We start from the raw sequence: 24,756 nt of genomic DNA, 5'->3' as shown, positions 1-24,756 counted from the left end.
ACCAGAGACAGCTTCGACGCGCCGGTAACGCGAGCCTGCGCTATCGGATTTTCTGGTCCGATGTGACATCCATATCGGCAACTGGTCTGCGTGGGCGCTGCGCAATTCGTCGCCGGACATGGACTTATCGCGTTACTCTCGATCGTGCGGTTGACTATGACCTCCCGGCCGGACGCAACTGCCATATGGTCGCTCATTAACATGACGATCATGATGTAGCCCGCCCCTTCTGCCGGTCGATGATCGCGTATCCCGCAAGGAGACGCTGTCCAGAGTCGCGACTTAAAATTATCGCAACTTTCGATGACCTCGTTCAAAAACGCGATATCATGATTGGTTGCGCGGTTTGGAAGCTAGTAGAAGCCCTTGAGAAGCTACTTTCCAGGTTCACAGGTCTTCTATCTTGTCTCTCGTTGCAGAACGGCTCAATCTCGTCCGTCTCTCTGAAACCAAGGCCATGACAGCTCGTGCCGCCGAGTTGCGCGATCAGGGGGCCGATGTGATCGCGCTTAGTCAGGGCGAACCGGATTTCGACACGCCGTCCGCCGTCTGCGAAGCCGGCATCCGCGCTATCCGCGACGGGCGGACGAAATACACGGCGGTCGCCGGAATCAAGCCGCTGCGTGAGGCAATCCGCGCGAGCTTCGGTCGCGATCACGGGCTCGATTATGGCATCGACCAGATCACGGTAGGCTGCGGCGCCAAGCAGGTCATATTCAACGCACTCTTCGCAAGCCTCAATCCGGGCGACGAGGTGGTGATCCCGACGCCGTGCTGGGTCTCCTATCCAGATATGGTGGCGCTCGCCGGCGGCAAACCGGTTCTCTCCGCCTGCGAGGAATTCCATGGCTTCAAGCTGCGCCCCGAGGCGCTGGAGGCGGCAATCACGCAGCGCACCAAGTGGCTGATGCTGAACTCACCCTGCAATCCAACCGGCGCGGTCTACAGCCGCGACGAGTTGCTCGCGCTCGCCGCAGTGCTGCGCCGCCATGCTCACGTCCATGTGCTGTCTGACGACATCTACGAAAAGCTGACGTATGATTTCGAGTTCGCTACCATGGCTGCGGTCGCGCCGGACCTCTACGAGCGCACGCTGACGATCAACGGTGTGTCCAAGGCCGACGCAATGACCGGCTGGCGCGTCGGTTACGGCGCAGGGCCACTGGCGCTGATCAAGGCGATGAACCTCATCCAGGGTCAGACCTCCTCGCACACCAGCTCGATCTCACAGCATGCCGCCATCGAGGCACTGTCCGGCGATCGGGGCCATATCGCGCAATTCGCGAGCGCTTTTCGTGAGCGTCGCGACCTCGCTGTTGCGAAGCTGAACCAGACCGAGGGGCTTTCGTGCCGCGTGCCGGACGGCGCTTTCTACGTTTTTCCCTCCTGCTCGGGGGTTATCGGCAAGCGCACGCCGAACGGCAAGATGATCGAAACCGATACTGATTTCGCCATGTACCTGCTCGATCGTTTCGCCGTAGCCGTCGTGCCCGGCAGCGGATTCATGGCCTCACCCTATATCCGCATTTCCTATGCCTCCTCGCTCGAAGACCTCACTCGCGCCTGCGACCGCATCATCGCCGCCTGCGCGGCCTTGTCCTGAAAGACGTCCCGATGTCCCCTGCCAATCGCCTCCGCGCTCGCATGGCCGAGACCAGGCTTCTCCACATCATGGCCGCCCATAGCCCGCTCTCGGCCATCCTGGCAGAAGAAGCCGGATTCGACGGTCTATGGGCCTCCGGCTTTGAGCTGTCGGCGCTTTACGGCTTACCTGACATGAGCCTGATTTCGATGACACAACATCTCGATATGCTGCGGGCGATCGCCGGGCGTTCGACGCTGCCGATCGTGGCCGACATCGATACGGGTTATGGCAATGCGATCAATGTCATCCATGCCATCAGCGAGTACGAGCGGGCCGGCGCCAGCGCCGTTGTCATCGAAGACAAGACCTTTCCGAAAGTAACGAGCCTCGTTGCCGGCGGACGCCAGGAGCTGCTGCGCATTGATGAGTTCCAGGGCAAGATCGGGGCCGCCATTGCGACAAGACGAGATCCGGATTTTCTTGTCATCGCCCGCACTGAAGCCTTGATCGCCGGCCTTGACGAAGCCGACGCCCTGCATCGTGCGGAAGCCTATGTGAAGGCTGGCGCCGACATGATCCTGATCCATTCGAAAAAGAAGGATCCGTCCGAGATCGAAAGCTTTTCGCGCGCCTGGACCGGATCGGTGCCGCTGGTGATCGTACCGAACGCCTACCCGGATCTCGACGCCGAACGGGTCAGGGCGCTCGGCAATATCCGCATGATGATCTACGGCAATTACGGCATCCGCGCCGCTGCGACCGCCATGCAGGAGACATTCCGCCGGATCCTTGCCGACGGCGGCGTTCAGAACGTCCATAAGGACATTCTGCCGGTCGAGGAGATCTTCAGACTCCAGAAAATGGAGACGATTAGAGCAGCTGAAGCTCGCTTCCTTTGCTGAATAAGTCCGGCCGCGCCCTGACTATCGAGATTTCAACAGATACACAGTACCTCCAGTCCTCGTCGGGCGCTGCCTGCGTTCGCCATTGACTGGAACACCTGAGCCACCGACTTTCTCCTGGGAAAAGTCGGCTAGTATCCATCGCGAAAAGATCGATCCTGGCGACGATCCGGCCGATTAAGGCGCGTCTACGAGAACGCGGCCGGAATCAACGATCGAGGCCATCACGCCGATCGTCTCGACCTAGCAAGATGTTTTTGCTCGCGATATCACCCATAGAAGCAGTAATCCGGCCATCGACATCGACTAATGTGATGGAAATATTCATTTTGGGCAATGGCCTGCCGTGAACGCTGGCAGACTTCCAGAGGTTGCCGGAGCAGAAGATGGCTAGCGAACACGATGACGCCCCCCTCAACGCGATCCGGGTCTTTGTGACGATCGCCCGCGAAGGAAGCGTAACGCGCGCGGCCAGCGTATTGAGAGCGACGCAGAGCTCGGTTAGCCGCTACCTGGCCGTGTTGCAAGACTACCTTGGGACAGATCTCATCGAACGACGCGGCAGGCGGAGCGAATTGACGGAGTTCGGAAGGCTTTTTGCGAACACTGTCGCTGAACCGCTGGACACGGTGTGCTTCACCGCCAAGAGAATGCGCCGGCGAGGTCGTCCGGACGCCAATCGGATTGTGGTCCGCACGTCGCTTTCCACCTTCGCCTACTCTTTGCTGATTCCCAACCTTCAGGCATTTTCTGCCGAGACGGGGGGCGTCATCGTGGATGTGACAAGTTCACTGTCTCCGCCGACATCTTCCGACGATTTCGATATCTTGATCACGCGCGATCTTTCCGTCATCGAACCGGCCGACGATTGGGAGCTCTACAATGAGCAAGTCGTCTGTGTGGGTTCTCCAAATCACGTAGATGGCAAGAGCCTCTCGGTTATTCGCTCGATGCCGATTCTGAACGTCACTTCCCGGCCCGACATATTGCCAATGTGGCTGCGGGCGATGAACCTGACCTCTGCAGACATAAAATCGGGGGCGCGATACGATCACAACTACCTTGCGCTGCCGGCCGTCATGACAGGAAAATGCCTCCTGGTGGCCCCCGAAATCATTGTTAGTGATCTGGTGCGCGGGGGCGCTCTGAATGTGATACCGGGATCACGTACCCCCAGCGGTATGCAGTATCGGGCCTACGCGATCGACCGCAGTGACAATCCCGAAATCGCCCGCGCCTTTTGCCGCTGGCTCGTCCGTCTTTGCAAGAAGGTCCCCCTTCTGGACAACGCTTAAGTACGGTACATGAGGCTACGGGCGCGCCTCTACCATTGGGTTGTCCGGCATTAGGATAGCGGCGTTGAACGCAGCCTCCAAAGAAGCCCGCTATGCCGGACACCCGGGACCGCAGCAAGCTTTTGTCGTAAACTGACCAGCTCCGAACAGAGGAATTTGTTGAACTGTCCGTAACCATCCCGCTCTCCTCCACCAGCGTTCTCGAGAGCTTACCCCCCCTCCGCCACTTCTTCCTGTTGACGCCCTCTCGTAAGACGAGCGTTTCTGTGTTGTGCCATCCCAACTATGTTCAAGCGCTGGCGGCTAGAAGCGAACAAGCACCATTCCCTGAACGCGGTCCGCGATACCACCGACGACCCCGTTCGCCTGAGTGACCAACAAGGTACGGGATCCATGCTGATATTCAAGACCGAGATCAATAGACGGCACAGGGCTGTAGATCAGATTGACACTTGTGGCCCACTGGGTGCTGTTGATGTTACCGGCGGTTGTCGTGAATTGGGTGACGTAGTCGGGGTAGCTGAGCCTGGCCGCGGCAATAAAAGCGTTGGTTTGGAGATTTGGAAGGAAGAAGTACTGGAACCCAGCAAAACCCGCCGTCGTCGTGACCGTATCGATTCGAGCCGTTTGCGCAGTTACGCCGGGCAAGCCAAAGTTGGTGACCGCCCCATATCCTGAACTGGCGATGTCATAACGGCCGATACCAGGTCCATAGTTTGCTGTCGCAAATAGGGTCAGACGATTGTCCAGGAGATTAAGCCCGCCGGTTACGCCAACGCCATAACCCAAAGTCGACGCGTCATATCGTTGAGCCCTATTAGCGGCAACATCATTGCTAATGGCGATATCCCGTACCATGCCTCGCAGGGCGAAGAACGAGCTTTCTCCGCGCCACACGACCTTTGCGGCAAAATCTGGAGTTCCACTCAGGGCGAAACCCGCGCCGCCGTTAGAATCGGGATAGCTCGTTCCGGTGGTACTTGTAACGTCGCTATACGCATTCTCCATGCCGACACTGATCGTCGTCGATCCAACACTTTTGCTGTATTGAAGAGCTGCGTGCCGGATGGCACTCGTTGCTGGAAATGTCCAATCGGAGACGCTTCGAAGGGGGTTAAGTGTGCAGTCGTTAAAAACGGAGTAGGTTTGGCCGGCAACTACAGAACCCCAGCCGTCGGTTTTGCCAAACTCACCAAATGCCAGCCTAAGTCTGGTGGTGAAGCTCGATGCAACCGTCTGAGTTGTAGGATCAGAGTACCCACCCCAATCGAGCTCGAAGACGGTGCGAGCACTTCCGAAGGTCTCGCTAATCGGCGTTCTTATATCAAGACCCAATCGGGAGTATTGAGCGCCGGCAGAGACATCTCCGGGCGTTTTTGTGCTCGACAACGGAAGGGACGGGATTGAAATTGCGACCGATCTGTTGAAGGGCCCGAGGTCTCCATACACATTGAGCTTGGCATAGCCGTAAAGCTTGAACGACGTGTTGGTGCCCGGAATTCGCATACTTCCGGGAAAGCTCCCCAGCAGTGGATCTGCTCCATTCTGCGCAGCTTGCGCCTTTGCCCGAGCGGCCTCAGCCTGGACTCGCGCCTCCTCCGCGCGCGCCCTCGCCTCCTCTGCTTCTTTTTGCGCTAGCTTCGCCGCCTTGGCCGCCGCGCGATCGGCGCGCGACCCAGCCTGTTCGGCCGCTTCAAGCGACTGGACGCGGGCCTGAAGACGCTGAAGCTCTTGCTTCAAATCATCTGAAGACTCAGCGTGAGCGGCCGAATGTGAATTCGAGAACGCCAAACCAACCAGGACGCTAGTTGCGATCCATCGCGATGCCATCGACCTGCTGACTTGCCGTGGCCGCCCAACATCAGGTTCACATCCGGTAGATATTTGTCCGCAAGATCCTTTTAGCACTGAAGCCCCCACATAGGTACGCAAACATAGCCCGCTATGTTCTTCACGTCGGAAAAGAAGAATCGTCGATGTCGGTGTTAGCCGGTAACGCGTCGTGCCTGGCCAACGAGGAAGGCACGCATTCCCATCACGCCAATTGGCGTATCGACGGGAGCCGGTGCGGCGCCTGTTCCTGTCTACAATTGCAAACCGGCACGTCTCACCCGTGAAGCAAAGACCTTGTTCAGGCCAAAGCCCAGCGTGCAACGCTCGCCCATCAACGGCACGAGACGAGCACGCGCTATCGTCGCCCGCCTTTTGCACGCTCGCCTCGCACGACTGTCGATGAGTGTGCGCGCAACGTGGTGAGGATGAATAACGCCGGCCGTCACCACGGGCTGTGCAAATCCGTAACGATGTGAGCCAACGCATTGAGCTGGAAATGCCATACCTATCCTTACGCCAGACCTCGTTTCTGCCGTCGCAAATACCGTTGGCAAGCAATGGCCCGGTGACAGACATCAAGTAATGTGATGGACCGTTCTCATTTTGATGATGGATGTGTTCGAACGGACCTGCCCGTCCGTTTTGTGCCACGTCGTCGGCCGAGCTGATAACGACGCGCGGATTTTTTGCGACCGACTTGATATCGGCTGGTCGTCAGCTTGCGAGCATGGAAGGGGACGTTGCTGGCGCGATTGACGTGCTCTGGACTGAGGTTTCGTCAGCAGAACGCTGCCACCGAACCGCTTGAGCCTGACGTCAAGGGAAGAGGTCTGTTAGTAACGTACAGATCGCAGTCGTTATCTCTGTCGCTGTATTCGTGACGCGTCATGTTTGTCCGAAACGTACCAACGATTTTGATCGGCTTGTTCCAGCGACATTGTTGCTATTTTCGATTTGCGCTAGGGGAAACAACGGTCGCTCAGCTTGCGCACGACACGGTGCGTACAGTTGATCGGCTAAGCGAAGCAAGAAAGGAATGATGCATGGCTAAGCCGCCACACCCGTCACATCCGGAGCATCCTGACGTGCCGCCCGGCCCTCCGAGCGAGACGCCGGGCAAAGGTCCTCCGCGCCCCAGCTCGCCGCCTGGACATCGTCCCGTGGGCTGAGCGTGGCTAAGCACAATCAGCCCGCTGCCGACCAGGATTGGTGGACGATCTGGCCGGAGATTCTCAATGCCGAGCTCGCGGCTTACGCACGGCTCGAGATTACCCCGCGAACTGTTCACAAGGGAAACGGGCTCCTGATCCTGGAAGCGGACTGGCCGGTGCACGGCCAGTCCTTACCAACGCTGTTGCGCATCGGGTATTCCCCGCTGCACCCTTTTTTTCGCCCTGCGGTGGCTGCGCCGAACCAAAGCTTCGAACGCCATCAAAACCCCTTCAGTCACGAGCTGTGCCTGCTGACCCAGGAGTTGGGACAATGGGATTCGAACCAGCTTGTCGCGGACTTCATAAAGGAGCGCCTGGATCAGCTTCTGCGCGTCCTTGCTGCCAGAAAAGATGGCCGTTGGGACGATGCAGCCAAGCTCGAGGAGCAAGCTGCGGATCCGCTGATGCCGTATTTCGCCGGGGCTGCCGAAGTGGACTCGATTATCCTTTTCGACGGTCAGGCATCGCTACCTTCAGGCCAGCATGGTTTGATGCAGGTGGCCTGCACCAGTCGCCCCACCAGGAGGAACGGCGCGGCTTTCGAAGGCGTCGTGCAGCAGCTGACCACCAGCACCGGTGCGCCAATCGGCAAACGCTTCGGTTTTCCAGCCGAGCCCCAGGATACTCCGGTGATTACCGGACGATGGGTGAAGCTCACGCCTCCCGCAATGGCGGATGCCGGAGAACTGCTGCGCCTTGCCGACGAAGAGCTTGCGCGGCAGGCGGTGCTGCAGCCGACCAGCGTGCGGAAGGTCAATGAAACCGCACGTGGGCCCTTTTCCATCACTGGCATCGTGTTCCCGGAGGAATCCGAGTATGACGTGCAGAAAAACGGCGTGGGCTGGCTGTTCCTGGTGACGAGGCGTGCCTTAGAGAACGAAAAAGCCGGTGTAACCGAAACGAGACTCGTCCGCGGCGAACGCGCCGGAAAGGACGACATATTTTCGCGGTTGCCCGTCGCAAGGTCACTTCTTACGAAGAAGGCGCTTGTGATTGGCTGCGGGGCTATTGGAAGCTTCGCGGGCCTCGAATTGGCGCGCGCCGGCGTCGGCGAGATCGGATTTCTTGATTTCGACACGGTCCAGCCCGGCAACAGTCTGCGTTGGCCACTGGGCCGCACCGTTTGGGGAAACGACAAGGCAATTGCGCTCGCGAACTTCATCGGCTCGAACTATCCGTGGACAAAGGCGTGGGCCGCCGAGGGACGGTTCGGTGCGGCCGTTACCGAACCGGTCGGCATTCCGCGCCAGCTGCGCAACATCCTGACGCCAATCTTCGATGAGGTCCGTTCCGCCGATGTCGTGATCGATGCCTCAGCCTCACCAGAGGTGCAGCTTGCGCTATCCTACTACTGTCGGGGATTCCGGGTGCCGTACGTGATGGGTTATGCAACGCTCGGCGTCGCGGGCGGCGTGGTCGCGCGGTTCCTTCCGGAATCCGAAGGATGCTTCGTATGCTTACAGGAACACTGGAAGGACAAGCGACACATACCAGAACTGCGCGTCGATGATGCCGGCGTCATCATCCCGGTCGGCTGCAATGCCCCTACGTTCACGGGCGGCGGTTTTGACTTGCAGGAGATATCTCTGGAAATCGTACGCACAGCCGTTGGGCTCCTCTCGGAGGGGAATTACGATCCTGGCCGTTGGGACCTGGCCGTACTGACGCTCAAGGACGATGACGGCGGGCGGATGCTGCCTCATTGGAAGGCATTTCAATGCCCGCCCCATCCCCGATGCTGCGGAGCCGCGCGGTGATCATCTGGCTCTCCTCACATGCGCTGCGGCTCATGTGCGTGTACGCACGCGAGCTGTCTCCCCTTGAGAATGGTGGCATCCTTCTTGGTTGGCGGTCCGGCGAGGATTACGTCGTCGTCGACTTGCGCGGCCCTGGTCCGCGCGCCCTTCACGGACGGCATTGTTTCATTCCAGATCATGCCTGGCAGGTGAATGAAATCAATCGTGCGTTCGAAGCGAGTTGCGGCGACCTTGATTATCTCGGCGATTGGCATTCGCATCCGAACGGAATTGCCGAAATGAGTGATCTCGATTCGGCCACGCTGTTGCGAATAGCCCGGCAGGTGAAGGCACCACTGATGCTCATCGTCGCCGGCAGCGGAACGGACTGGTCGCCCCACTGCTGGAAGGGACGGCTCGTGGGCCCTCCACTTTGGCGTCGATTGGAAGCCATGTCGCAGGAACTCAAAGTCTTCGATCCACCCGCCGCCTGGCCGGGCTCGCGGACCGTAGGTTCCGCATCGCTCGCGATCTGCCAATCTAAGACCTCCTAGACCTGATGGCGCAGCGCGTGACAGGGTCGTGCTTGGTGTGGGCCGAAGTGAGTCAACTGAGCGGCCCACCACTTTAGGATCCGAGTAGCTTTATCGGCGCCGTCGCCCGAATACGATGTGGCGCCCGTTCCAGTCGGCGCGACCGAACCTGCCTCCCAGCGAAAAGCCCCTTCGACGAAGCTGCGGATCACGCCGTATTCGGTCGCTGTGCGCGAATCGATCCTGAAATCTTCTCGAACACGAGTGGTGTCGTAATAGCCTACACGAGTGTGCGCAGCGCCAACACCGGAACGAGACTATTGGCTGGCCAGCACTGACCTGATGCAGGTATGAGTGCCAGGAATGTAATAGAGTCCGGCACCGAACACCATTCGCGAGCGTGAGAAGGAATGTTGGTCGTATCATTGGCGCCCTTTCAAATTCGTCGAATTCCAAGCATGAAGAAGGAACAATCTATACTGACGTTCGCCAGTTTCGTCCGAAACGTACCAACCATTTGACCTGCTCCCTTCGGCGCCATTGTCCCTGTTTCTGGTTCGCGCTAGGAAACGAGCGAAGGTTGGAAATCCTGAGCCAACAACCAAATGCGAACTTGCGGCGAACTCGTCCTACAATGGCGAGCGAGCATACTACCCTGGAACGCGGCCCCTGCCGGACGATGAGCACCCGAATTTTGTGCGCGAGACATCGTTGATTGCAGTAATCCCGGCTACACGCATCGAATGATGTGATGGAGCATCCATTCCTGGCGATGGCCTGCCGTCGCAACTTGCGGACATTCCAGAAGCTACCGGAGCAGAAGATGGCTGCCGAATATGATGAAGTGCCCCTCAACGCAATCCGGGCGTTTGTGACCATTGCGCGAGAAGGAAGCGTAACGCGCGCGGCTAACGCATTGGGAACAACTCAGAGCTCGGTCAGCCGCTACCTCGCCGTGCTGCAAGGTTATCTCGGCACAGATCTCGTCGAGCGACGCGGGCGGCGGAGCGAGTTAACGGAGTTCGGAAGGGTATTTGTCAACACGGTCGCCGAACCACTCGAAACAATCTGCTTCACCGCCAGAAGAATGCGCCGCCGGAATCGTCCTGACGCCAATCGGCTCGTGGTCCGCACGTCCCTTTCTACCTTCGCTTCCTCTCTTCTGATTCCGAATCTCCAAGCATTTTCCGCCGAGGTCGGCGGCGTCACCGTGGACGTCATTAGCTCGCTGTCTCCGCCGGCATCTTCCGACGATTTCGACATCTTGATCACGCGCGACCTTTCCGTGATCGAACCGGCAGACAGTTGGGAAATCCACAATGAGGCACTCGTATGCGTGGGCGCCCCTAATCACGTCGCAGGAAAAACGCTCTCGATTGCTCGTTCATTGCCAATTCTAAACATTACGTCCCGGCCTGATATTCTTCCCACATGGCTGAGGGCGATGAACCTGACTGCGAAAGACATAAAGTCGGGGGCCCGATACGATCACAATTACCTTGCCCTGCCGGCTGTCATGACGGGAAAATGCCTGCTGGTCGCGCCTGAAATCATTGTCAGCGATCTCGTGCGCGCGGGCGCGCTGCATGTGATACCGGGATCGCGCGCTCCTAGCGGCATGCAGTATCGGGCCTACGCGGTCGACCGCAGTGGTAATCCCGAAATCGCGCGTGCGTTCTGCCGATGGGTCGCTCGGCTCTGCAAAAAGACTGCCGTGCGGATTCCGAGATGATGGTGCGCAGCGTACCGACTTGATGGCGCGCGGGGTTCCGAAATGATCGCGCGCAGCATTCCGAGCATTGTCCGCGCAGCATTCCGATTTCATCGCGCGCAGTTTCGGATGGTGTGAGGCCCGATCGTTGGGTCATTTCTCCGGCTGGAAACAGCTTGGAGAATTGGATGCCAACGAGGAGGGTTATCATGCGCCAGGTGCGCGAGATCGTGAGGTTGAGCCTTGAGGCTGGGCTCTCGACGCGTGTGGTTGGCGAGCGTGTCGGCGTCGGGTCGACGACGGTACGTGACACGCTGAAGCGGTTTGCCCGCGCGGGCCTGGCATGGCCAGTCGCGGAAGCGATAAGCGACGCCGAGCTGGAGCAACTGCTGTACGGGGTGCCTGGCGTGAAGCCTGGCCGGCGCAAGGTGGCCGAGCCTGACTGGTCCGTTATTGCCCGCGAGCTCAAGCGCAAGCATGTGACTTTGCAGGTACTGTGGGACGAGTACATTGCAGAGCATCCGGACGGGTACCGGTACAGCCGTTTCTGTGACCTGTTCCGCAACTGGGAAGGCCGGCTGCCGCTGGTGATGCGCCAGCACCACGGCGGGGGCGAGAAATTGTTTGTCGACTATGCCGGCGACACGGTGCCGGTGGTCGACCGAAAGACTGGCGAGGTGCGTGACGCGCACATCTTCGTCGCGGTCATGGGCGCGTCCAGCTTGTCGTTTGCGCTGGCGACGTGGACCGAGCAGCTCGGCGACTGGATCGCGGGACATAACGCGGCCTACAGCTTTTTTGGCGGCGCCACGCAACTCCTGGTGCCCGACAACGCCAAGGTCGCGGTGATCAAGGCGTGCCTCTATGACCCTATGGTCAACCGCAGCTATAGCGATATGGCGCAGCATTACGGCACGGCGATTTTGCCGGCACGGCCGCGTCGCCCGAGAGATAAGGCAAAGGTCGAGGCCTGCGTCGGAATCATCGAGCGCTGGCTGCTGGGGCGGCTGCGCAACCGGACCTTTTACAGCCTGGCCGAACTCAACGGTGCGATCGCCGAGTGGCTGGCCAAGCTCAATGACGGACGGGTGTTGCGCCAGTATGGCCGTACACGGCGCCAGCTGTTCGAGGAAATTGATGCACCGAATCTTAAACCGCTCCCCGGCGAGCCGTGGGTCCATGCCGAATGGCGCCGATGCCGGGTCGGGCTCGACTATCACGTCGAGATCGAACGACACTACTACTCGGTGCCCTATCGCTTCGCCCGTCGCGAGGTAGAAGCGCGGATCTGTGCACGAACGGTTGAAATCTTCCTGGGGGGCGAGCGCATCGCCGCGCACATGCGCGGCAGCGGCAACGGGCGGCACACGACGATCAGCGCCCACATGCCTTCCAGCCACCGGCGCTATGGCGAGTGGACGCCGGCAAAGATCCGCAGCGAGGCAAGCCGGATCGGCCCGATGCTGCGCCTGCTGGTCGATCGGATCATCGAGGATCGGCCGCATCCCGAACAGGGCTATCGTTCGTGCCTGGGCATCCTCCGGCTTGAGAAGCGCTTTGGCGCCGAACGCCTCGAGGCTGCCGCGCTGCGCGCGCTTGAGATCGAGGCTCGCAACTACCCAAGCGTCAAATCGATTCTCGAGAAGGGGCTCGATCGCCTTGCAACGCCCGCGTCCCCCGAGCGCGAGCCGATCATACACACAAACATCAGAGGCTCGGACTATTACCACTAAAAGGGAAGAAAATGCTGACACACCCCACACTCCGCTTGCTTACCCAGCTCGGCCTTACCGGCATGGCCGATGCCTTCACGAGCCTCGCAGACAACGAGGAGGTCCATGATCTCGCTCACGCCGAATGGCTGGCGTTGCTGCTGGACCATGAAGCGACCTGGCGTAACAACCGGCGCCTGGCGCTTCGTCTTCGTAAAGCAAAGCTGCGTCATCATGCCGTGCCCGAGGATATCGACTACCGCGCCTCCCGTGGGCTCGACCGCCGCTTGTTCGACATGCTGCTCAAGGGAGACTGGATCAAAAACCATGAGAATTGCGCCATCGTCGGGCCAACCGGCGTCGGGAAAAGCTGGCTTGGTTGTGCGCTTGGTCACAAGGCCTGCCGGGACAACCACTCTGTCCTTTACACCCGGCTGCCGCGGTTGTTCGAAGAACTGGACCTTGCCCGGGGCGACGGGCGACTCACTTCGCGGATGAAGAGCATCGCCGCCGTCGAGCTCCTGATTTTGGACGATTGGGGCCTCCAGGCCATCGACGCCAATGCCCGTCATTATCTGCTCGAAATCCTTGAAGACCGCTACGGCCGTCGATCAACACTCGTCACCAGCCAGCTCCCAATTGCCAAATGGCATGAGCTCATAAACGACCCAACTTACGCTGATGCCATACTTGATCGCCTGCTTCACAACGCTCACAGGCTCGAACTGAATGGTGACTCCATGCGTCGCTCGCCCGTTCTTCCTCGGCCTTGATTACGGGATCAGCCGATGAAGACCGAGACTGCAGCCCGCGAATCTGACCGGCCGCTACGGCACTGTTGGGGGTGCGCGTCCGGTCAGCTTCGCTCCGTCGAGCGACACCATCAAACATCAGGCGTGATCTCTTCGGCAGCCGCTTGACCACGGGCTAACGATAGTGCCAATTGCCTTAACGATCGGGGGCCCTCACAAGCGCGCGATCAGATTGGAACGCTGCGCGGCATCAGATTGGAATAGCTGCGCGCGATCATTGGAATCCGCACTGCCGTTCTGGAAGCCGCCTAACAACCTGTCCGGCGACATCAGACATTCGACCGATGGATCGGATTTGGACTAGAGGCAATAGCTCAATTTGAGCGCCTACTGTCCGTTCAAGCGGCGAGACGAATGGCGCCGACCGTTCTGCACCTTACATTCGACTTTGCTATGCCACTTTCCGCAGCCGCAAAGACCGAGCCGAAGTGACGCCAAGATGATACCGGGCGTCTTGATGACCCAATTGACTTGCCAAGTGTCCTTGTCGATGGTCGCGTGCACCTAACCGATCAGCCAAGAGCTCAGAAGGTGCCGTCCTTGGCTTTACCCTTGCGACGGAGCAAGTCACGGTAGCCGCCTCGCATGAGGCGCAGTCCCATCTGGACAAGGCGAATGATCCAGCTGCGGAGATCGTGTGTTTTCCAGCCTCGATCGGGAATGCGAGCCTTGTCCAGGAGGCCTTGCGCGATGTCGCGATAGCTGTTCCCCTCCAGCCACCCGTCCACTGCACGCAAAGCGAGAACGTGCTGACGCCGGCTCGCAATCGATTGAGCAAGAGGGGGCGGTCCAATTGGACGCTGTTCAAGCGCCAGCCAAAATCGATGTGCTGCCCGCAAGCGAATGTCGAATTCGCGGTCGAGCGGCAAATCAGCGACAATCAGTGAGTCGCTCAGTCGAACTTCTCTTAGCCAAAGCCGATGCTTCGCTCCTCCAAGCGGCACGATGGCGTGCCATCCATCTGGTGCGTAACGAAGCTCGCTACCTGCTAGTTTAGCGAAATCAAGCTCATACCGATTGGACGCCATCGAGCAAATGTCGGTGCGGACGGCTAACACAGTTGCCAGCGCCTCAGGCGCCCAGAAAACGGCTTGCTTATCGAATGTTTTTTGGGGATCGGCTGCAAAACGTCAGCCCCCACTTCCTTCGGAAGTGGTCCGTCACGCTGGAGTGTTCGCTGCTGAGCAGGCTCTTAAAGTCTTTGTGATACTCGCGATCGCGGCGTAGCCACTCCCAGGCCATGTCGGCAGTTTCTGCCTTCTGGACCTCATTGTATGCGCTCTCTGATCTCCAGTCGGCACCTGACATCGTACTATTTCCCCACATGTTCTTCATGCACGCGAGGATACTGCAGCCCGACAATTGTGACGGTTTTCGGTTGTGCTCTTGCGGTTATTCAATGTCGATGCAGTTGCACGATGGAACGTTCTACTTTTGCGATTGGAGATTAGTCCAACCCGTTTCGAGCGCCTTCACCTTTCATTTTTCGGCCATCCCCGGCGCAGCAGTTCACGATAGCCGTGACGCGCTGCCCACTTGGCACGAACCAGATGACTTTCGAAAGCGCGGCGCGCGCGATCCGGCTCATACGTAGGATCAACACCAAGCACAATGCGCGCGACTTCGCGCCAATCGGCATTATCGGCTTCGGCATCGAGAAGGCGCATATAGGTAACGGCGTGCTGCTCGTCGTATGGCGTAAGCTCAGGCGCGCTGGGCGCCAAGTCCGCGATCTTCGGATCGGTCGGCATTGCCTGGAACTCTCCTATCAAACCGAAAAACCTCTACAGAAACCTAGGCGATGCTAGCCAGATTCATGGCATCTTGGTACCGCCCAATTGTCGGGATTGGCGCGAATATTTCCCGCAGAAATCTCGATTCAAGGCCGCCGGCAGATGTCCTCGCGTCACTGATTCCATCGTTTATCTCCATTTCGCTCGCTCCGATCTGGTCTGCGTGGATTTGACCATGGTCCATCTCGCTCGGAGCGCGATTGGCAGATTTGCTGCTCTGCAAAGCGCCCACTCGCTTGTCGCCTGCCAGAAGGCGGACGCGTGCGGTTCGACGGGCAAACTCATTGCGTGGTCGCTGGCCGATGATTTGGCTGCTCGGTCCAGCCGCCTGGTGGGAACTTGGTTCTCAATTTCGAACTCCACGTGATCAATTTCTCTATTCGTTCGCGCCGCCGCGAAGAAAGCCGCGGCAATCCCGGTTGGCCATCCACTTTGCGCCCGCCAAATGGCCAATGAACGCTTCGCGACCGCGCGCTGGTTCGACATGCACCACGGTCCGAGCGACCCTCTGCCCGGTCGGCATCGGCGGCTTCCGCATCAAGAAGTCGCCAGCGGGTCACCAGATGCTGCGCGCCATGGGCAGTGAGCACTGAACCATCCGGAGCAAGATCAGCGAGGATTGAGGGGTAGGGTCCGGATGATCTTACGCATGCGCAGCAGATAGACGCAGTTTCGGTTCACAACGTGCATGGGACGACGTTTTGTGAAGTATATCGAGGTGCAGTATATCGAGCAAGCGGCTTCCCTTCCCGCATGGATTTGCGGGAGACATTCGCCACTAATTTGCGCCGTCTGCGCAATGCGAGGGGATGGTCCCAAGACGAACTTGCCTTCGAGGCCAAGATAAGCCGGGGCTATTTGAGTAAGCTTGAAAAGGGCGCGTACTACGTCAGCATCAAAATCATAGGTCGCCTTGCCGACAAGCTCGACGTCGAGCCTGCCGAGTTCCTGAAACGGACAGCAAAGAGAAGCCACTAGGTAGACACATCCCAATTGGAATGGTCGTGACGACCTCCGTGACGGCGGCGGCAAGATGAGCCAGGGCGGCGCAACACGAGCAACCGCTCCGCCGTCACTTCATAGGCATCGGTGGTTTGAAGCCGTTGCGAAAGGAGCAAAGATCAAGGCGGCTAGCGGTCTAGGGTCAGATATCTCGGAAACCTGCGTCGTATAGAGAAAACCATGCGGCACGCTTTCTTCCTCGCAAGTTCGCTTATGTCTCGAGCCGCTCGGTCACGGCGAAATGTTCGCGATGCCTGACGCTCGCAAACTGAAGCCCTCCCGGTTCGCTGTAGGGCTTTCGCATATGAAAGAAACCCACGTGGAATCGATAGTTCCGCGAAGAGTGGGGTGAGTGAACGTGTCCGCCATTCGCGGTCCGGCCGATCTTCATCTTCGGACGGGCGGAGTAACGCGCGAACGCCGGGTACCATTGCCGGCGGGATCAGCATTAACTCCATGCCAAGCGCGCGCGACTCAACCGGCCGTGCCGAGCGTGTGGCGGCACTCGCCTCAAGTAGCCCGCGCCATCTCCAGCGCCGCCTCCACATCCAGCGCACCGGTTGGTCGAGCGATGAGGCCGGATGGGAGGCGAGCCGATCGGTCAGGAGCTCAGGAAGCATCGCGCCTGTCTTTTCGCTTGTGACGGAGCAATGCGCGATAGCCGCCGCGAGTAAGACGCAGCCCCATTTTGACCAGGCGAATGGTCCGGCTGCGCAGATCGTGCGTTTTGCAACCTCGATCGGGAATGCGAAGGCTGCCAAACAGACCTTGTGCGATGTCGCGATAGCTGTTGCCTGCCAGCCATCCATCGACTGCACGCAGAGCGACGATGAGCCGGTGCCGGGTCGCCATCGGGAGAGCAAGAGGCGGTGGTCTGAGCGGACGCTGTTCGAGCGCCCGCCAAAATCGATGTGCTGCCCGCAAGCGCATATCGAAATTGCCGTCGAACGGCAGCACGACGGCGACCATCGAGCCGCTCGGTGGAGGCTCTCCGAGCCAAAGCCGATGCTTCGCGCCGCCGAGCGGCACGATGGCATGCCATCCATCCGGCGCGTGGCGAAGCTCGCCGCCCGCGAGTTTGGCCATATCCAAAGCTCGCACCGTTTGGACGCCGCCAAAGAGACAGCCGGCCGACAGCTAGCACGGTCGACAGTGCCCCGGGCGCCCAGAGTATGGTTTGTTCGTCGAACGTCTTGTGCGGATCAGCCGCGAAACGACAGCCCCCACTTCCGGCGGAAGTGGTCCGCCGTCATGCTCGATCGGTTGCTGCTAAGCAGCATTTTATAATCTGGTTGGTAGCCGCGGTCGCGGCGAAGCCGCTCCCAGGCCAGATCCATCGCTTCCGCTTTCCTGGCATCGGGATAGGCTTGCTCAGATCTCCAGTCGGCACCTGCCATCTTATTCCCCGCACGTTCACGCAAAGGGAATTGCAGCCCGACAAGTGCGACTAGTTCTGGTTGCGCTGATGTACGATTGGATGCAACAAGAAGCCTCGTCTGCTCCAAACGCATTCATGGCTCACTCGTCGGCTACCCCCGGCGCAGGAGATCACGTGACGCGTCGCCCACCTGGCGCGAGCCAGATGACTTTCGAAAGCACAAGCGGGCGCGATCCGGCTCAAGGCGTGATAGATACAAAGCAGAACGCGCGACTTCGCGCCAATCAGCGTTGTCGGCCTCGGCATCGAGGAGCCGCATATCTTGGGACCGCGCGGCACGGCCTGAAACTCCTACCAAACTGAAAAGGCCATGAGAGCCGCATCCAGGCGTCTTCTTCGCGGCCCGAGTGTCGCGCCTTGCGGGAACAATTTCCTACGAAGGTCAATTGAGGGCTGGCGGCGAGCGTTTCCGAGCGAAGCGGCTCACTTCAATTTCGTTTACCCCGACTTTCGCCAGAGAAGATTTTGTTACAACCTATATCGCTTAGAGCTCGATCAGCAACGACTTGGCGTCCTGCATGCGTCAGCTTGGCTTTTTGCCTGCCAAGCGGCGACCGCGTGCGGTTTACGTTCACAACGCGCACGAGACGACACTTTGTCAAGTATATCGAGGTGCAGCATATCGAGCAAGCGGCTTCCATTTCCGCATGGACTTGCGGGAGACATTCGCCACCAATTTGCGCCGTTTGCGCAATGCGAGGGGATGGTCTCAAGACGAGCTTGCGTTGGAAGCCAAAATAAGCCGGGGCTATTTGAGCCAGCTTGAAAAGGCGCGTACTACGTCAGCATAAAAGTCATAGGCCGCCTTGCCGACAAGCTCGACGTCGAGCCTGATGAGTTCCTGAAACGGCCCGCAAGGAGGGGGCGCTAATGCACACTACCTCCATCCATTTTTTGGTTTCTTCCGCGGCTCTTGAAAAGCTGGTCTGAGTGATTCCCGCCGGTCGCGTGCATAAGCGGTTCTGGGGTGATCCCAACCCCATTCAGAATGATACAAAGTCATCAGCAGTCTCTGGGCCACGACAAGGCCGGCGACGCAGACGGTCGCGATGCTAGAGCAGATTCTGATCAGACGCGATCATAGCCGGCAGCGGCGAAGAAGTTCAGACACTCTTGGGCGGTGAAGGCGGCCAAGGCGAGGGCGATAGCGTTGACCAAAGCCTCGATAGATCTGGCGGCCGCCTTTCGAAGGGCGGCTTTGAGCTTGGCGAAGGCCATTTCGATCGGATTGAGGTCGGGCGAATAAGGCGGCAGATAGAGGAGCCGAGCGCCCGCTGCATCGATTGCGATGCCGACCTCGGCCCGCTTGTGTGCTGCGAGATTGTCCATCACCACGATGTCGCCGGGCCTGAGTGTCGGCACGAGGACTTGCGTCACGTAAGCCTCGAACGCCGAACCATCCATGGGGCCATCGAGGACCATCGGCGCCGTCATGCCAGTCGCCCTGAGCGCGCCGACGAAGGTCGTCGTCTTCCAATGACCATGCGGGAGCGCTGCAACACAGCGCTGGCCGTACGGCGAACGGCCATAGAGCCGCGCCATCTTGGTCGAGGCTCCGGTCTCGTCGATGAACACCAACCGGTGGATGTCGATCTCAGGCTGGGATGCCTTCCACGCCGCGCGTTCAGCGGCGACGTCCGGCCGATCCTGCTCGCTGGCGTGCGATGTTTTTTTTGAACGTGATGTTGCGGCGATCGAAGAACCGCCAGACCACGCTCGGCGCGAAACGCTCGCCGTGGACTTTGAAGAGATGATCGGCGATCTCGGCCAGCGTCATGTCAGGCGTAGCCTCGACCAGGGAGAGGATCTCTGCAGCATGCCCCTCGATCCGAGCCGAACGCCGGTCGCCACCCTGCGCTCCCGCCTCACAGGCGCCGGTGCTTCGCCACTCGCTGACCAGTTCGATCGCTGTCGACGGCGCCACGCCGAACCGGCCGGCGGCGCCCCGACAGCTCATGCCTTCATCTTCCACGGCCCGAACAATGCGAAGGCGAAGATCCGGCGAGAGGGGTTTAGCCATGGGGGCTGGCCTCCATCACCAGCCCTCAGGGTGAATCACGATTTGCCCCGGAAGGGAATCCCTTTCGATTCCGCCAGATCGGAAAATGCTCTAGTGCTGCTGGAATGATGATGACGGTGATGGTCATCGTGGTCATTCACCAAGAACGACTTCGCCAACGCCTGCGCCGCCCGAAGCCTGATGCCCGACGACACGAACCTGCTCGTCTCCAGCGCTTGGCACACGATTGATACCACGCGGCCTGCAGTGGCCTGGAATGTGCGCCGGATCCGCGTGGATCGCGGCATTCCGCAAGAGCGATTGGCTTATGATGCCGGGATCGACCGCTCCTATGTGAGCGGTCTTGAGCGGCAATTGGAGAACCCAACAATCGATCTTCTCGACCGTATCGCCGGAACGCTAGGTGTTCATTTGTCGGATTTCTTTGTTCAGCCACCCAAGGAAGCTGCGGCTCCCAGGATATTGCCGAAGGGCCGCCGGCCGGTGCGTCCACGTCGCAGCGAAACATAGCACTGTTTACGTTAGATTTTATGGCACCCCGGCTCAGCGAGTTCCAAGGCTGACGGAAGTCGTCCGTATACGACGTACTGAGCTTGCGCGTCACGCTCGTCCGAAGCGTACGGACGATTTGATCGGCTTCCTCCATTGTTCCTACTCCTGGTTCGCGCTAAGGGAGACAAGCCAGACGATGAAGATACCGAGCAAACACCAAAATGAGCACCTCCAGCGAGCCCGTACTGCAATGGCATGCGAGCATGTCCATCGCGGGGCTTGGCCGTGTCGGCAACGTCTTGGCGGCCGAGCGCCACGATCTGGACGCGCAGCGCGACGTCGCCCGCCCCACGCATGAGGAGAAGCTTTATAGAGTGTCCAAGGGCGCCAGGCAGATGGCGACGACCTGAGGTTACGAATGAACTGCGGCCCGGCGGGTTTCTCCCGCCGGTCTCGTTCTGCGGCAAGGATGTGCCATGAAGATCGACTGCGAGATCCACGCTTTCCGCCAAGAGGCTCGGCGGGCGGCGCCTGTCATCGACGGCTCCCTGGAACGGCTGGAAGGTGCGGCACGCGACTGCGCGATCACCGGCTGGTCCTGGTCGAACCCTCTTTCCTGCACGCGATCCGACCGAGCTCTTCGCCCAGGCGAACCGGACCCGAATGCCGGTGAGGCTTATTCCGCCCCTTGTGCAGCCGCCGGCGCCCGAGGTCCTGGCGGAGTGGAGCCGAACAGGCGCCGCGGGTGGTGCTAACCCTCGACGACCTTGATCCGCTGGCCGAGTCGCTCGAGACTGCCATTCAGTTGGGCTTCCACTTGGAGGTGTCCGGTGGGGCCGAAGGAGGAGAGCGCCTTATGGAGCAGCTCCTGGCCGACGGCCGCCGCCTAGTCTTCCGAGACTTCGGACTTGCGGATAGCGCTCGCGATCCCGCCTGGGATCCGCGCTTGGAGCGGCTTCTGGCGCTCGCTGAGGGCGCAGAAGTATGGGTGAAGCTGTCGGGGATCGGACGCGTCGCAGATGACTGGGCCAAGGCAGCGGCGGGAAGTCTGCTGAAGGAGCTCGGGCCGAGACAGCTGCTCTGGGGGTCGGAGTGGCCGCCCATGCCTATGCGCCATCCTATGCTACGCACAGACGTTGGCGTAGCTCGAGGAGATCATCCCAGACGAGGACGCGAGGGGACTGGTCCTTAGCGATGCCCCTGCCGCCCTCTACGGTTTGCGCAACTAGGACCTGGAACATTCCGCGCGCCCCGATCCGATCTTCAGACTAGCGCGCCTCGGACCACTCAGCATGGACGACATCGGCTCAAGACAACTATCCGCACGCCCACGGCGTAGAAAGTTGCGGTCTAAGTTGGCTGACTGGTTAGCCTTGGACGACTCCGGCTTGAGACGGCAGAGCGGAACGAGCATTGGAAATTGGAAGCTAGTCTTTCAACTAAGCGCAATATCGTTCGCTCCGGTGCGATCGAGCGTTATCACCCTCGTCGCGATATATGCACCGCGCGGGCCGGCCCGATTCCTTATCAGCACAAGTTCGGCGCAAAATGAGGCCGCCAAGATGCGGGCGCGTTCCTCAAGCACGGGAGATTAGCCGTGCGGACGTCGTGAGGCGGACCTCAGCTATTTCGGCGCGTCAATCGGTTCTGAGCGATCTCAGGGGCTCTGATCTCACGGCACCACCCACGCACCTTGCGGCTGATTTCGTTCGAGGCGGCCGGATGGCTGCGTTCAGCTCCGCCAACGTAAAGAAGCGTTGGTTGCGCAGCCGCGCCAGACTCCATCTCTGGGCGACTTGCACCGCAACTTCGACCTTTGCCTTATTTTTTGGACGCCGCGGCCGGGCTGCGAGAATGGCCGTGCTGTAATGGCTCGCCATCTCGGCATAGGTTCGGTTGAGACCGGTATCGTGGCGGTCCGGATTGGTGACAGCGGCCTTGAGATTGTCGCACACCACGAATGTTGGCGCGCCGCCGAGGAAGGCGAAAAGGTTGATGTGGACGCGGATCCAGTCGGCGAGCCCCTCGCTTGGGCAGGCCTCGCCGTACGTATAATTGAACGCACCCATCTCGAACACACGACGGAAGAGATTGCTCTGCCGGAAGCGGCCATGCCTGTTCTTGGAGAATGTCGAGTGATCCGGTACCGCTCCATCCAAGCCGAGCCGGCAGAACCACCGGTAGGCCAAATTGAGGTGAACCTCGTCGCAAAGGCACCGCTCCGATCGTATGCCGAAGCAGTAACCGATCAGGAGCATCCGGATCCTCGGCTCGGGATCGATCGAAGGCCGGCCGATGCTGCTGTAAAACGGCGCAAGATCCCGCCTAATCTCTTGAAGGTCGACGAACCCGTCGATCGACCTGAGCAGGTGGTCGCGGGGAATATGTTTCTCGACCGAGAACTCATAGAACAAAGCAGCCTGGTCGACTTGCCGATGCCCCATCATGAACTTCAGTCCTGCCAGTCAGACAGACTGAATCACTGATCCCCCTGCATCGCAACAGCCGCCCTTTTCAACAGAATCCGCAGCACATCTGATGAAATCACAGCGGATGCTGGCATACGGGACACGGAAGAACGTAACTCATCCGCGGGCCTTCGTGGCGAGCCCAACCACGAAAGTATAGGGAACACGTGCGTAGTCTTCGCGGATGATCATCCGCACTTTCTCAAAAGTATCAGAGAGTATCTCGCGATATCCCTCTTCGTTGCGGATGTAGTCGCCCCGATCGTTGTCGAGTATCCACTTGGCGATTGCGCGCTGTCCAGGCCGATAGCACGGCTCTAGAACAAAGAGCGTTCCGCCGGGGCGCAGCACAGTTCGGATGTTCTGGAGCAACTTCCTAAGGGTGGCGTTGGCGATATGATGCATGACGCCGTTCATCATGACATAGTCCGCGCCAGTAAGTTCCTTCACGACAACCTCGTCGAACAATCGACACTGAAAGGCACCCTGATCACTGAACTTCTTTCGCGCGTGACTAATGTACGACGGATCGATGTCTAAACCGGTGTATATGATGCCGCGTGGCAGATGCTGAACTATGTAGCCAGGACCGCAGCCGATATCGATGACACGATCACCGGCCTTGAGAGGCAGATATTCTGCGATGGACTTGACCCGTGCGTCGAAAAAACCGCCCACATTCTGGTATGCTTGGTATAGTGCAGGGTATCGCAAGAGTTCTTTCATCAGTGCGTCCCAACGGTTGCGATTCGTATAGATAAAGCTTTGCCTGACCGTCGCGCGTGCGCTTTTTTGAACTTCCGCCATCCCGCTCGTGACTGTCGAGGGCTTCGCCGCCGCTCGTATAGCGATATGCAAGAATTTACGCGACGGTCAACTACCACTGCTAGCAATTGATCTAGATAACAAAAACATGGCATGTGTCCGTTGATAAACGTTGAGTCAGTTCAAACACAGCTGCAAGAACCCGGCATACAAGATCAATCACAATTTGTTCACCAACGACCCTAATGCGCTGACTCCTCACTTGCAGAAATGCTGTCTGCTCGTGACGCCGGCATCTCCGCAGGTGATCTGCGGCCAGCTATTCGATGGGAGCCGCAATCTTGAAATCGTACTTCTTGTCCGGGAGGCGGCTGCGGGCCGCGCGGGTGCTGCCCATGGCAAGTGACACTAGGGCAGGTCGGTCCACAGGCTACGAGGGCGAGCGCGCAATGGTCAATCTCGTCAACTTTGTGCCGCTCGGTCTGGCGAACACGGCCTTCTATGCCCTTTGCTCTGTTTGCGCTCTTTTTCCTACTGCTCAGATCTCATCTACCTGCCATAACGCTTGCGCTTGCGACGAGTGCGGACATGCTGCTGGCGCCGCTAGTCGATCTCGGCCCAGTTCATCCGGAGGCCAGTGCAGTGAGATCTCGGTTGCAGTGTCCGGTCTGTGCTTCGAGAGCCCACAAAGACCTGTGGATCCATCGCCCCGGTCGCTCAATCAATGCGCGCGTTGTCGTGTGCACAGGACATAAGACGCTCTTCAAATCCCGGACGACCTCACCGACGGCGTCGCGCAATACTATACGACGGAAGCTATGCGTCCGACTACGCAGTCCACGATGGCGAGAATCATGCCGCTGCCATGGCTGAACTTCGCGAAGTCCTGAAGCACATGATTGCCACGCTTGGCCCGCGACGCGGCAAACTCCTCGATTTCGGTTGTGGTATCGGTCAATTTGCGGAGATGGCGCAAAGCGCCGGGTTCGACGTCGCCGGCATCGAGATCGATGCCCATGGGGCCATGGCTGCCAAAGTCCGGACCGGCGCGACCGTTTGGGAGAAAGACCTCGACGTCGATCCTCTCCCCATCGAGAACTATGACGCCGTCACCATGCTGGACCTGATCGAACACGTTCAAGATCCCGTCGCTCTCTTAAGACGAGCGCATGATAGACTGTCGAATGGAGGGAAGATCATTGTCTTCATGCCCAACCACGACAGTCTGATCGCAAAGGTCGCCCGCGCTCTCGAAAGCGCCACTGGTGGTCGCGCTCACCGTCCCGTCGATCACATCTTCGACTGCGTGCATGTGACGTTTTTTACTGTCGACAGTCTCGCACTTGCGCTCCAGTGCGCCGGTTTCGCGGTTGAAGCGACGCATTTCGTCGACCGGGACGGCGCGGGGAAGCCAGCGGGCTCTCCGCGTTAGGACTGCGCGCCATCGA

23 protein-coding genes and 2 pseudogenes are annotated in these 24,756 nt (G+C 59.3%); 15 read left to right on the top strand and 10 right to left on the bottom strand.

Annotated features, from left to right (window positions below):
- Positions 1–403 precede the first annotated feature (403 nt).
- From XH93_RS10300 to XH93_RS10290, 3 genes are all read left to right on the top strand, one after another.
- Positions 404–1,603: a pyridoxal phosphate-dependent aminotransferase gene (locus XH93_RS10300; RefSeq protein ID WP_210340469.1), complete on the top strand. Its 1,200-nt coding sequence runs from the start codon at positions 404–406 to the stop codon at positions 1,601–1,603.
- Between the two features lie 41 nt (positions 1,604–1,644).
- Positions 1,645–2,487 carry an isocitrate lyase/phosphoenolpyruvate mutase family protein gene (locus XH93_RS10295; RefSeq protein WP_246799555.1) on the top strand — a complete coding sequence of 281 codons (843 nt, stop codon included), beginning with the start codon at positions 1,645–1,647 and terminating at the stop codon, positions 2,485–2,487.
- Between the two features lie 386 nt (positions 2,488–2,873).
- Complete coding sequence (locus XH93_RS10290) at positions 2,874–3,782, top strand: LysR family transcriptional regulator (RefSeq protein ID WP_194473389.1); 909 nt, start codon at positions 2,874–2,876, stop codon at positions 3,780–3,782.
- A gap of 303 nt (positions 3,783–4,085) precedes the next feature.
- On the opposite strand, the gene XH93_RS10285 is transcribed toward XH93_RS10290, so the two are convergent.
- Positions 4,086–5,612 carry a porin gene (locus tag XH93_RS10285; protein WP_194473388.1) on the bottom strand — a complete coding sequence of 509 codons (1,527 nt, stop codon included), beginning with the start codon at positions 5,610–5,612 and terminating at the stop codon, positions 4,086–4,088.
- Between the two features lie 1,174 nt (positions 5,613–6,786).
- Here XH93_RS10285 and XH93_RS10280 point away from each other — a divergent pair.
- A complete protein-coding gene (locus XH93_RS10280; RefSeq protein WP_194473387.1) occupies positions 6,787–8,583 on the top strand; it encodes a ThiF family adenylyltransferase in 1,797 nt (598 codons plus the stop codon).
- Positions 8,580–9,116 carry a Mov34/MPN/PAD-1 family protein gene (locus tag XH93_RS10275; protein ID WP_194473386.1) on the top strand — a complete coding sequence of 179 codons (537 nt, stop codon included), beginning with the start codon at positions 8,580–8,582 and terminating at the stop codon, positions 9,114–9,116. Before XH93_RS10280 ends, XH93_RS10275 begins: the two co-directional genes overlap by 4 nt.
- Here the strand turns inward: XH93_RS10275 and XH93_RS43045 are convergent.
- Positions 9,113–9,367, bottom strand: a pseudogene (locus tag XH93_RS43045) (porin); the annotation flags it as partial. The gene XH93_RS10275 and the pseudogene XH93_RS43045 overlap by 4 nt on opposite strands.
- A gap of 551 nt (positions 9,368–9,918) precedes the next feature.
- On the opposite strand from XH93_RS43045, the gene XH93_RS10260 reads away from it, so the two are divergent.
- The 3 genes from XH93_RS10260 (at position 9,919) to istB (ending at position 13,291) form a co-directional block, all read left to right on the top strand.
- Positions 9,919–10,827: a LysR family transcriptional regulator gene (locus XH93_RS10260; protein WP_194473385.1), complete on the top strand. Its 909-nt coding sequence runs from the start codon at positions 9,919–9,921 to the stop codon at positions 10,825–10,827.
- A gap of 188 nt (positions 10,828–11,015) precedes the next feature.
- Positions 11,016–12,539 (top strand): IS21 family transposase, encoded by a 1,524-nt coding sequence (istA, locus tag XH93_RS10255; protein WP_194473296.1) that lies wholly within the window; start codon positions 11,016–11,018, stop codon positions 12,537–12,539.
- Positions 12,540–12,550: 11 nt separating this feature from the next.
- Positions 12,551–13,291: an IS21-like element helper ATPase IstB gene (istB, locus tag XH93_RS10250; protein WP_194473297.1), complete on the top strand. Its 741-nt coding sequence runs from the start codon at positions 12,551–12,553 to the stop codon at positions 13,289–13,291.
- 563 nt (positions 13,292–13,854) lie between these two features.
- Here the strand turns inward: istB and XH93_RS10245 are convergent.
- The 3 genes from XH93_RS10245 to XH93_RS10240 form a co-directional block, all read right to left on the bottom strand.
- Positions 13,855–14,358, bottom strand: coding sequence for a DUF2285 domain-containing protein (locus tag XH93_RS10245; RefSeq protein WP_246799554.1), 504 nt, complete (start codon positions 14,356–14,358; stop codon positions 13,855–13,857).
- A gap of 67 nt (positions 14,359–14,425) precedes the next feature.
- Positions 14,426–14,572 (bottom strand): transcriptional regulator domain-containing protein, encoded by a 147-nt coding sequence (locus XH93_RS43040; RefSeq protein ID WP_371815112.1) that lies wholly within the window; start codon positions 14,570–14,572, stop codon positions 14,426–14,428.
- Between the two features lie 230 nt (positions 14,573–14,802).
- Positions 14,803–15,081 (bottom strand): DNA -binding domain-containing protein, encoded by a 279-nt coding sequence (locus tag XH93_RS10240; RefSeq protein ID WP_194473384.1) that lies wholly within the window; start codon positions 15,079–15,081, stop codon positions 14,803–14,805.
- Between the two features lie 795 nt (positions 15,082–15,876).
- Here XH93_RS10240 and XH93_RS10235 point away from each other — a divergent pair.
- A complete protein-coding gene (locus XH93_RS10235) occupies positions 15,877–16,101 on the top strand; it encodes a helix-turn-helix domain-containing protein (protein ID WP_194473383.1) in 225 nt (74 codons plus the stop codon).
- Positions 16,102–16,734: 633 nt separating this feature from the next.
- Here the strand turns inward: XH93_RS10235 and XH93_RS10230 are convergent.
- Entirely contained in the window at positions 16,735–17,211 is a 477-nt protein-coding gene (locus XH93_RS10230) for a DUF2285 domain-containing protein (protein ID WP_194473382.1), read from the bottom strand.
- Between the two features lie 116 nt (positions 17,212–17,327).
- Entirely contained in the window at positions 17,328–17,522 is a 195-nt protein-coding gene (locus tag XH93_RS10225; protein WP_194473381.1) for a transcriptional regulator domain-containing protein, read from the bottom strand.
- A gap of 559 nt (positions 17,523–18,081) precedes the next feature.
- On the opposite strand from XH93_RS10225, the gene XH93_RS43035 reads away from it, so the two are divergent.
- On the top strand, positions 18,082–18,354 hold the full coding sequence (locus XH93_RS43035; RefSeq protein WP_371814964.1) for a helix-turn-helix domain-containing protein: 273 nt from the start codon (positions 18,082–18,084) through the stop codon (positions 18,352–18,354).
- A gap of 277 nt (positions 18,355–18,631) precedes the next feature.
- Here the strand turns inward: XH93_RS43035 and XH93_RS10215 are convergent.
- Positions 18,632–19,583, bottom strand: a protein-coding gene (locus XH93_RS10215; RefSeq protein WP_139480399.1) for an IS630 family transposase whose coding sequence is annotated in 2 segments (ribosomal slippage) — positions 18,632–19,238 and positions 19,237–19,583 — 954 coding nt in all. Because the reading frame shifts where the segments join, the coding sequence is not laid out codon by codon here.
- 180 nt (positions 19,584–19,763) lie between these two features.
- Here XH93_RS10215 and XH93_RS10210 point away from each other — a divergent pair.
- The 3 genes from XH93_RS10210 to XH93_RS43030 all read left to right on the top strand — a co-directional run bounded on the left by XH93_RS10210 (position 19,764) and on the right by XH93_RS43030 (position 21,267).
- The gene (locus XH93_RS10210) at positions 19,764–20,093 is read left to right on the top strand and encodes a helix-turn-helix domain-containing protein (RefSeq protein ID WP_194473380.1); all 330 of its coding nucleotides are present in this window, start codon (positions 19,764–19,766) and stop codon (positions 20,091–20,093) included.
- A 203-nt stretch (positions 20,094–20,296) separates the two neighbouring features.
- Complete coding sequence (locus XH93_RS10205; RefSeq protein ID WP_194473379.1) at positions 20,297–20,485, top strand: hypothetical protein; 189 nt, start codon at positions 20,297–20,299, stop codon at positions 20,483–20,485.
- Positions 20,486–20,931: 446 nt separating this feature from the next.
- Positions 20,932–21,267: an amidohydrolase family protein gene (locus tag XH93_RS43030; RefSeq protein ID WP_194473378.1), complete on the top strand. Its 336-nt coding sequence runs from the start codon at positions 20,932–20,934 to the stop codon at positions 21,265–21,267.
- Between the two features lie 826 nt (positions 21,268–22,093).
- Here the strand turns inward: XH93_RS43030 and XH93_RS43025 are convergent.
- Positions 22,094–22,522, bottom strand: a pseudogene (locus XH93_RS43025) (transposase); the annotation flags it as partial.
- Between the two features lie 138 nt (positions 22,523–22,660).
- Positions 22,661–23,350, bottom strand: coding sequence for a class I SAM-dependent methyltransferase (locus tag XH93_RS10185; RefSeq protein ID WP_246799553.1), 690 nt, complete (start codon positions 23,348–23,350; stop codon positions 22,661–22,663).
- Positions 23,351–23,480: 130 nt separating this feature from the next.
- Here XH93_RS10185 and XH93_RS10180 point away from each other — a divergent pair, with 130 nt between their 5' ends.
- A complete protein-coding gene (locus XH93_RS10180; RefSeq protein ID WP_194473377.1) occupies positions 23,481–23,714 on the top strand; it encodes a hypothetical protein in 234 nt (77 codons plus the stop codon).
- Positions 23,715–24,173: 459 nt separating this feature from the next.
- Positions 24,174–24,740: a bifunctional 2-polyprenyl-6-hydroxyphenol methylase/3-demethylubiquinol 3-O-methyltransferase UbiG gene (locus XH93_RS10175; protein WP_194473376.1), complete on the top strand. Its 567-nt coding sequence runs from the start codon at positions 24,174–24,176 to the stop codon at positions 24,738–24,740.
- Positions 24,741–24,756 lie beyond the last annotated feature (16 nt).

The sequence above is a fragment of the Bradyrhizobium sp. CCBAU 51753 genome (genome assembly GCF_015291565.1).
GTDB classification, from domain to species: Bacteria; Pseudomonadota; Alphaproteobacteria; order Rhizobiales; family Xanthobacteraceae; genus Bradyrhizobium; species Bradyrhizobium ivorense.
Note: the sequence above shows the minus strand (reverse complement) of the source record. Positions and strands in the feature narration are given on the sequence as shown.

Coding starts and splice junctions, on each gene's coding strand:
- XH93_RS10245 (WP_246799554.1), bottom strand. CDS start 14,358: ATGGCGTCCAATCGGTATGAGCTTGATTTCGCTAAACTAGCAGGTAGC.
- XH93_RS10175 (WP_194473376.1), top strand. CDS start 24,174: ATGGCTGAACTTCGCGAAGTCCTGAAGCACATGATTGCCACGCTTGGC.
- XH93_RS43035 (WP_371814964.1), top strand. CDS start 18,082: ATGCGTCAGCTTGGCTTTTTGCCTGCCAAGCGGCGACCGCGTGCGGTT.
- XH93_RS10225 (WP_194473381.1), bottom strand. CDS start 17,522: ATGGCAGGTGCCGACTGGAGATCTGAGCAAGCCTATCCCGATGCCAGG.
- istA (WP_194473296.1), top strand. CDS start 11,016: ATGCGCCAGGTGCGCGAGATCGTGAGGTTGAGCCTTGAGGCTGGGCTC.
- XH93_RS10235 (WP_194473383.1), top strand. CDS start 15,877: ATGGATTTGCGGGAGACATTCGCCACTAATTTGCGCCGTCTGCGCAAT.
- XH93_RS10290 (WP_194473389.1), top strand. CDS start 2,874: ATGGCTAGCGAACACGATGACGCCCCCCTCAACGCGATCCGGGTCTTT.
- XH93_RS43040 (WP_371815112.1), bottom strand. CDS start 14,572: ATGGCCTGGGAGTGGCTACGCCGCGATCGCGAGTATCACAAAGACTTT.
- XH93_RS10295 (WP_246799555.1), top strand. CDS start 1,645: ATGGCCGAGACCAGGCTTCTCCACATCATGGCCGCCCATAGCCCGCTC.
- XH93_RS10285 (WP_194473388.1), bottom strand. CDS start 5,612: ATGGCATCGCGATGGATCGCAACTAGCGTCCTGGTTGGTTTGGCGTTC.
- XH93_RS10210 (WP_194473380.1), top strand. CDS start 19,764: ATGCCCGACGACACGAACCTGCTCGTCTCCAGCGCTTGGCACACGATT.
- XH93_RS10240 (WP_194473384.1), bottom strand. CDS start 15,081: ATGCCGACCGATCCGAAGATCGCGGACTTGGCGCCCAGCGCGCCTGAG.
- XH93_RS10230 (WP_194473382.1), bottom strand. CDS start 17,211: ATGGCCAAACTCGCGGGCGGCGAGCTTCGCCACGCGCCGGATGGATGG.
- XH93_RS10205 (WP_194473379.1), top strand. CDS start 20,297: ATGAGCACCTCCAGCGAGCCCGTACTGCAATGGCATGCGAGCATGTCC.
- istB (WP_194473297.1), top strand. CDS start 12,551: ATGCTGACACACCCCACACTCCGCTTGCTTACCCAGCTCGGCCTTACC.
- XH93_RS43030 (WP_194473378.1), top strand. CDS start 20,932: ATGGAGCAGCTCCTGGCCGACGGCCGCCGCCTAGTCTTCCGAGACTTC.
- XH93_RS10185 (WP_246799553.1), bottom strand. CDS start 23,350: ATGGCGGAAGTTCAAAAAAGCGCACGCGCGACGGTCAGGCAAAGCTTT.
- XH93_RS10260 (WP_194473385.1), top strand. CDS start 9,919: ATGGCTGCCGAATATGATGAAGTGCCCCTCAACGCAATCCGGGCGTTT.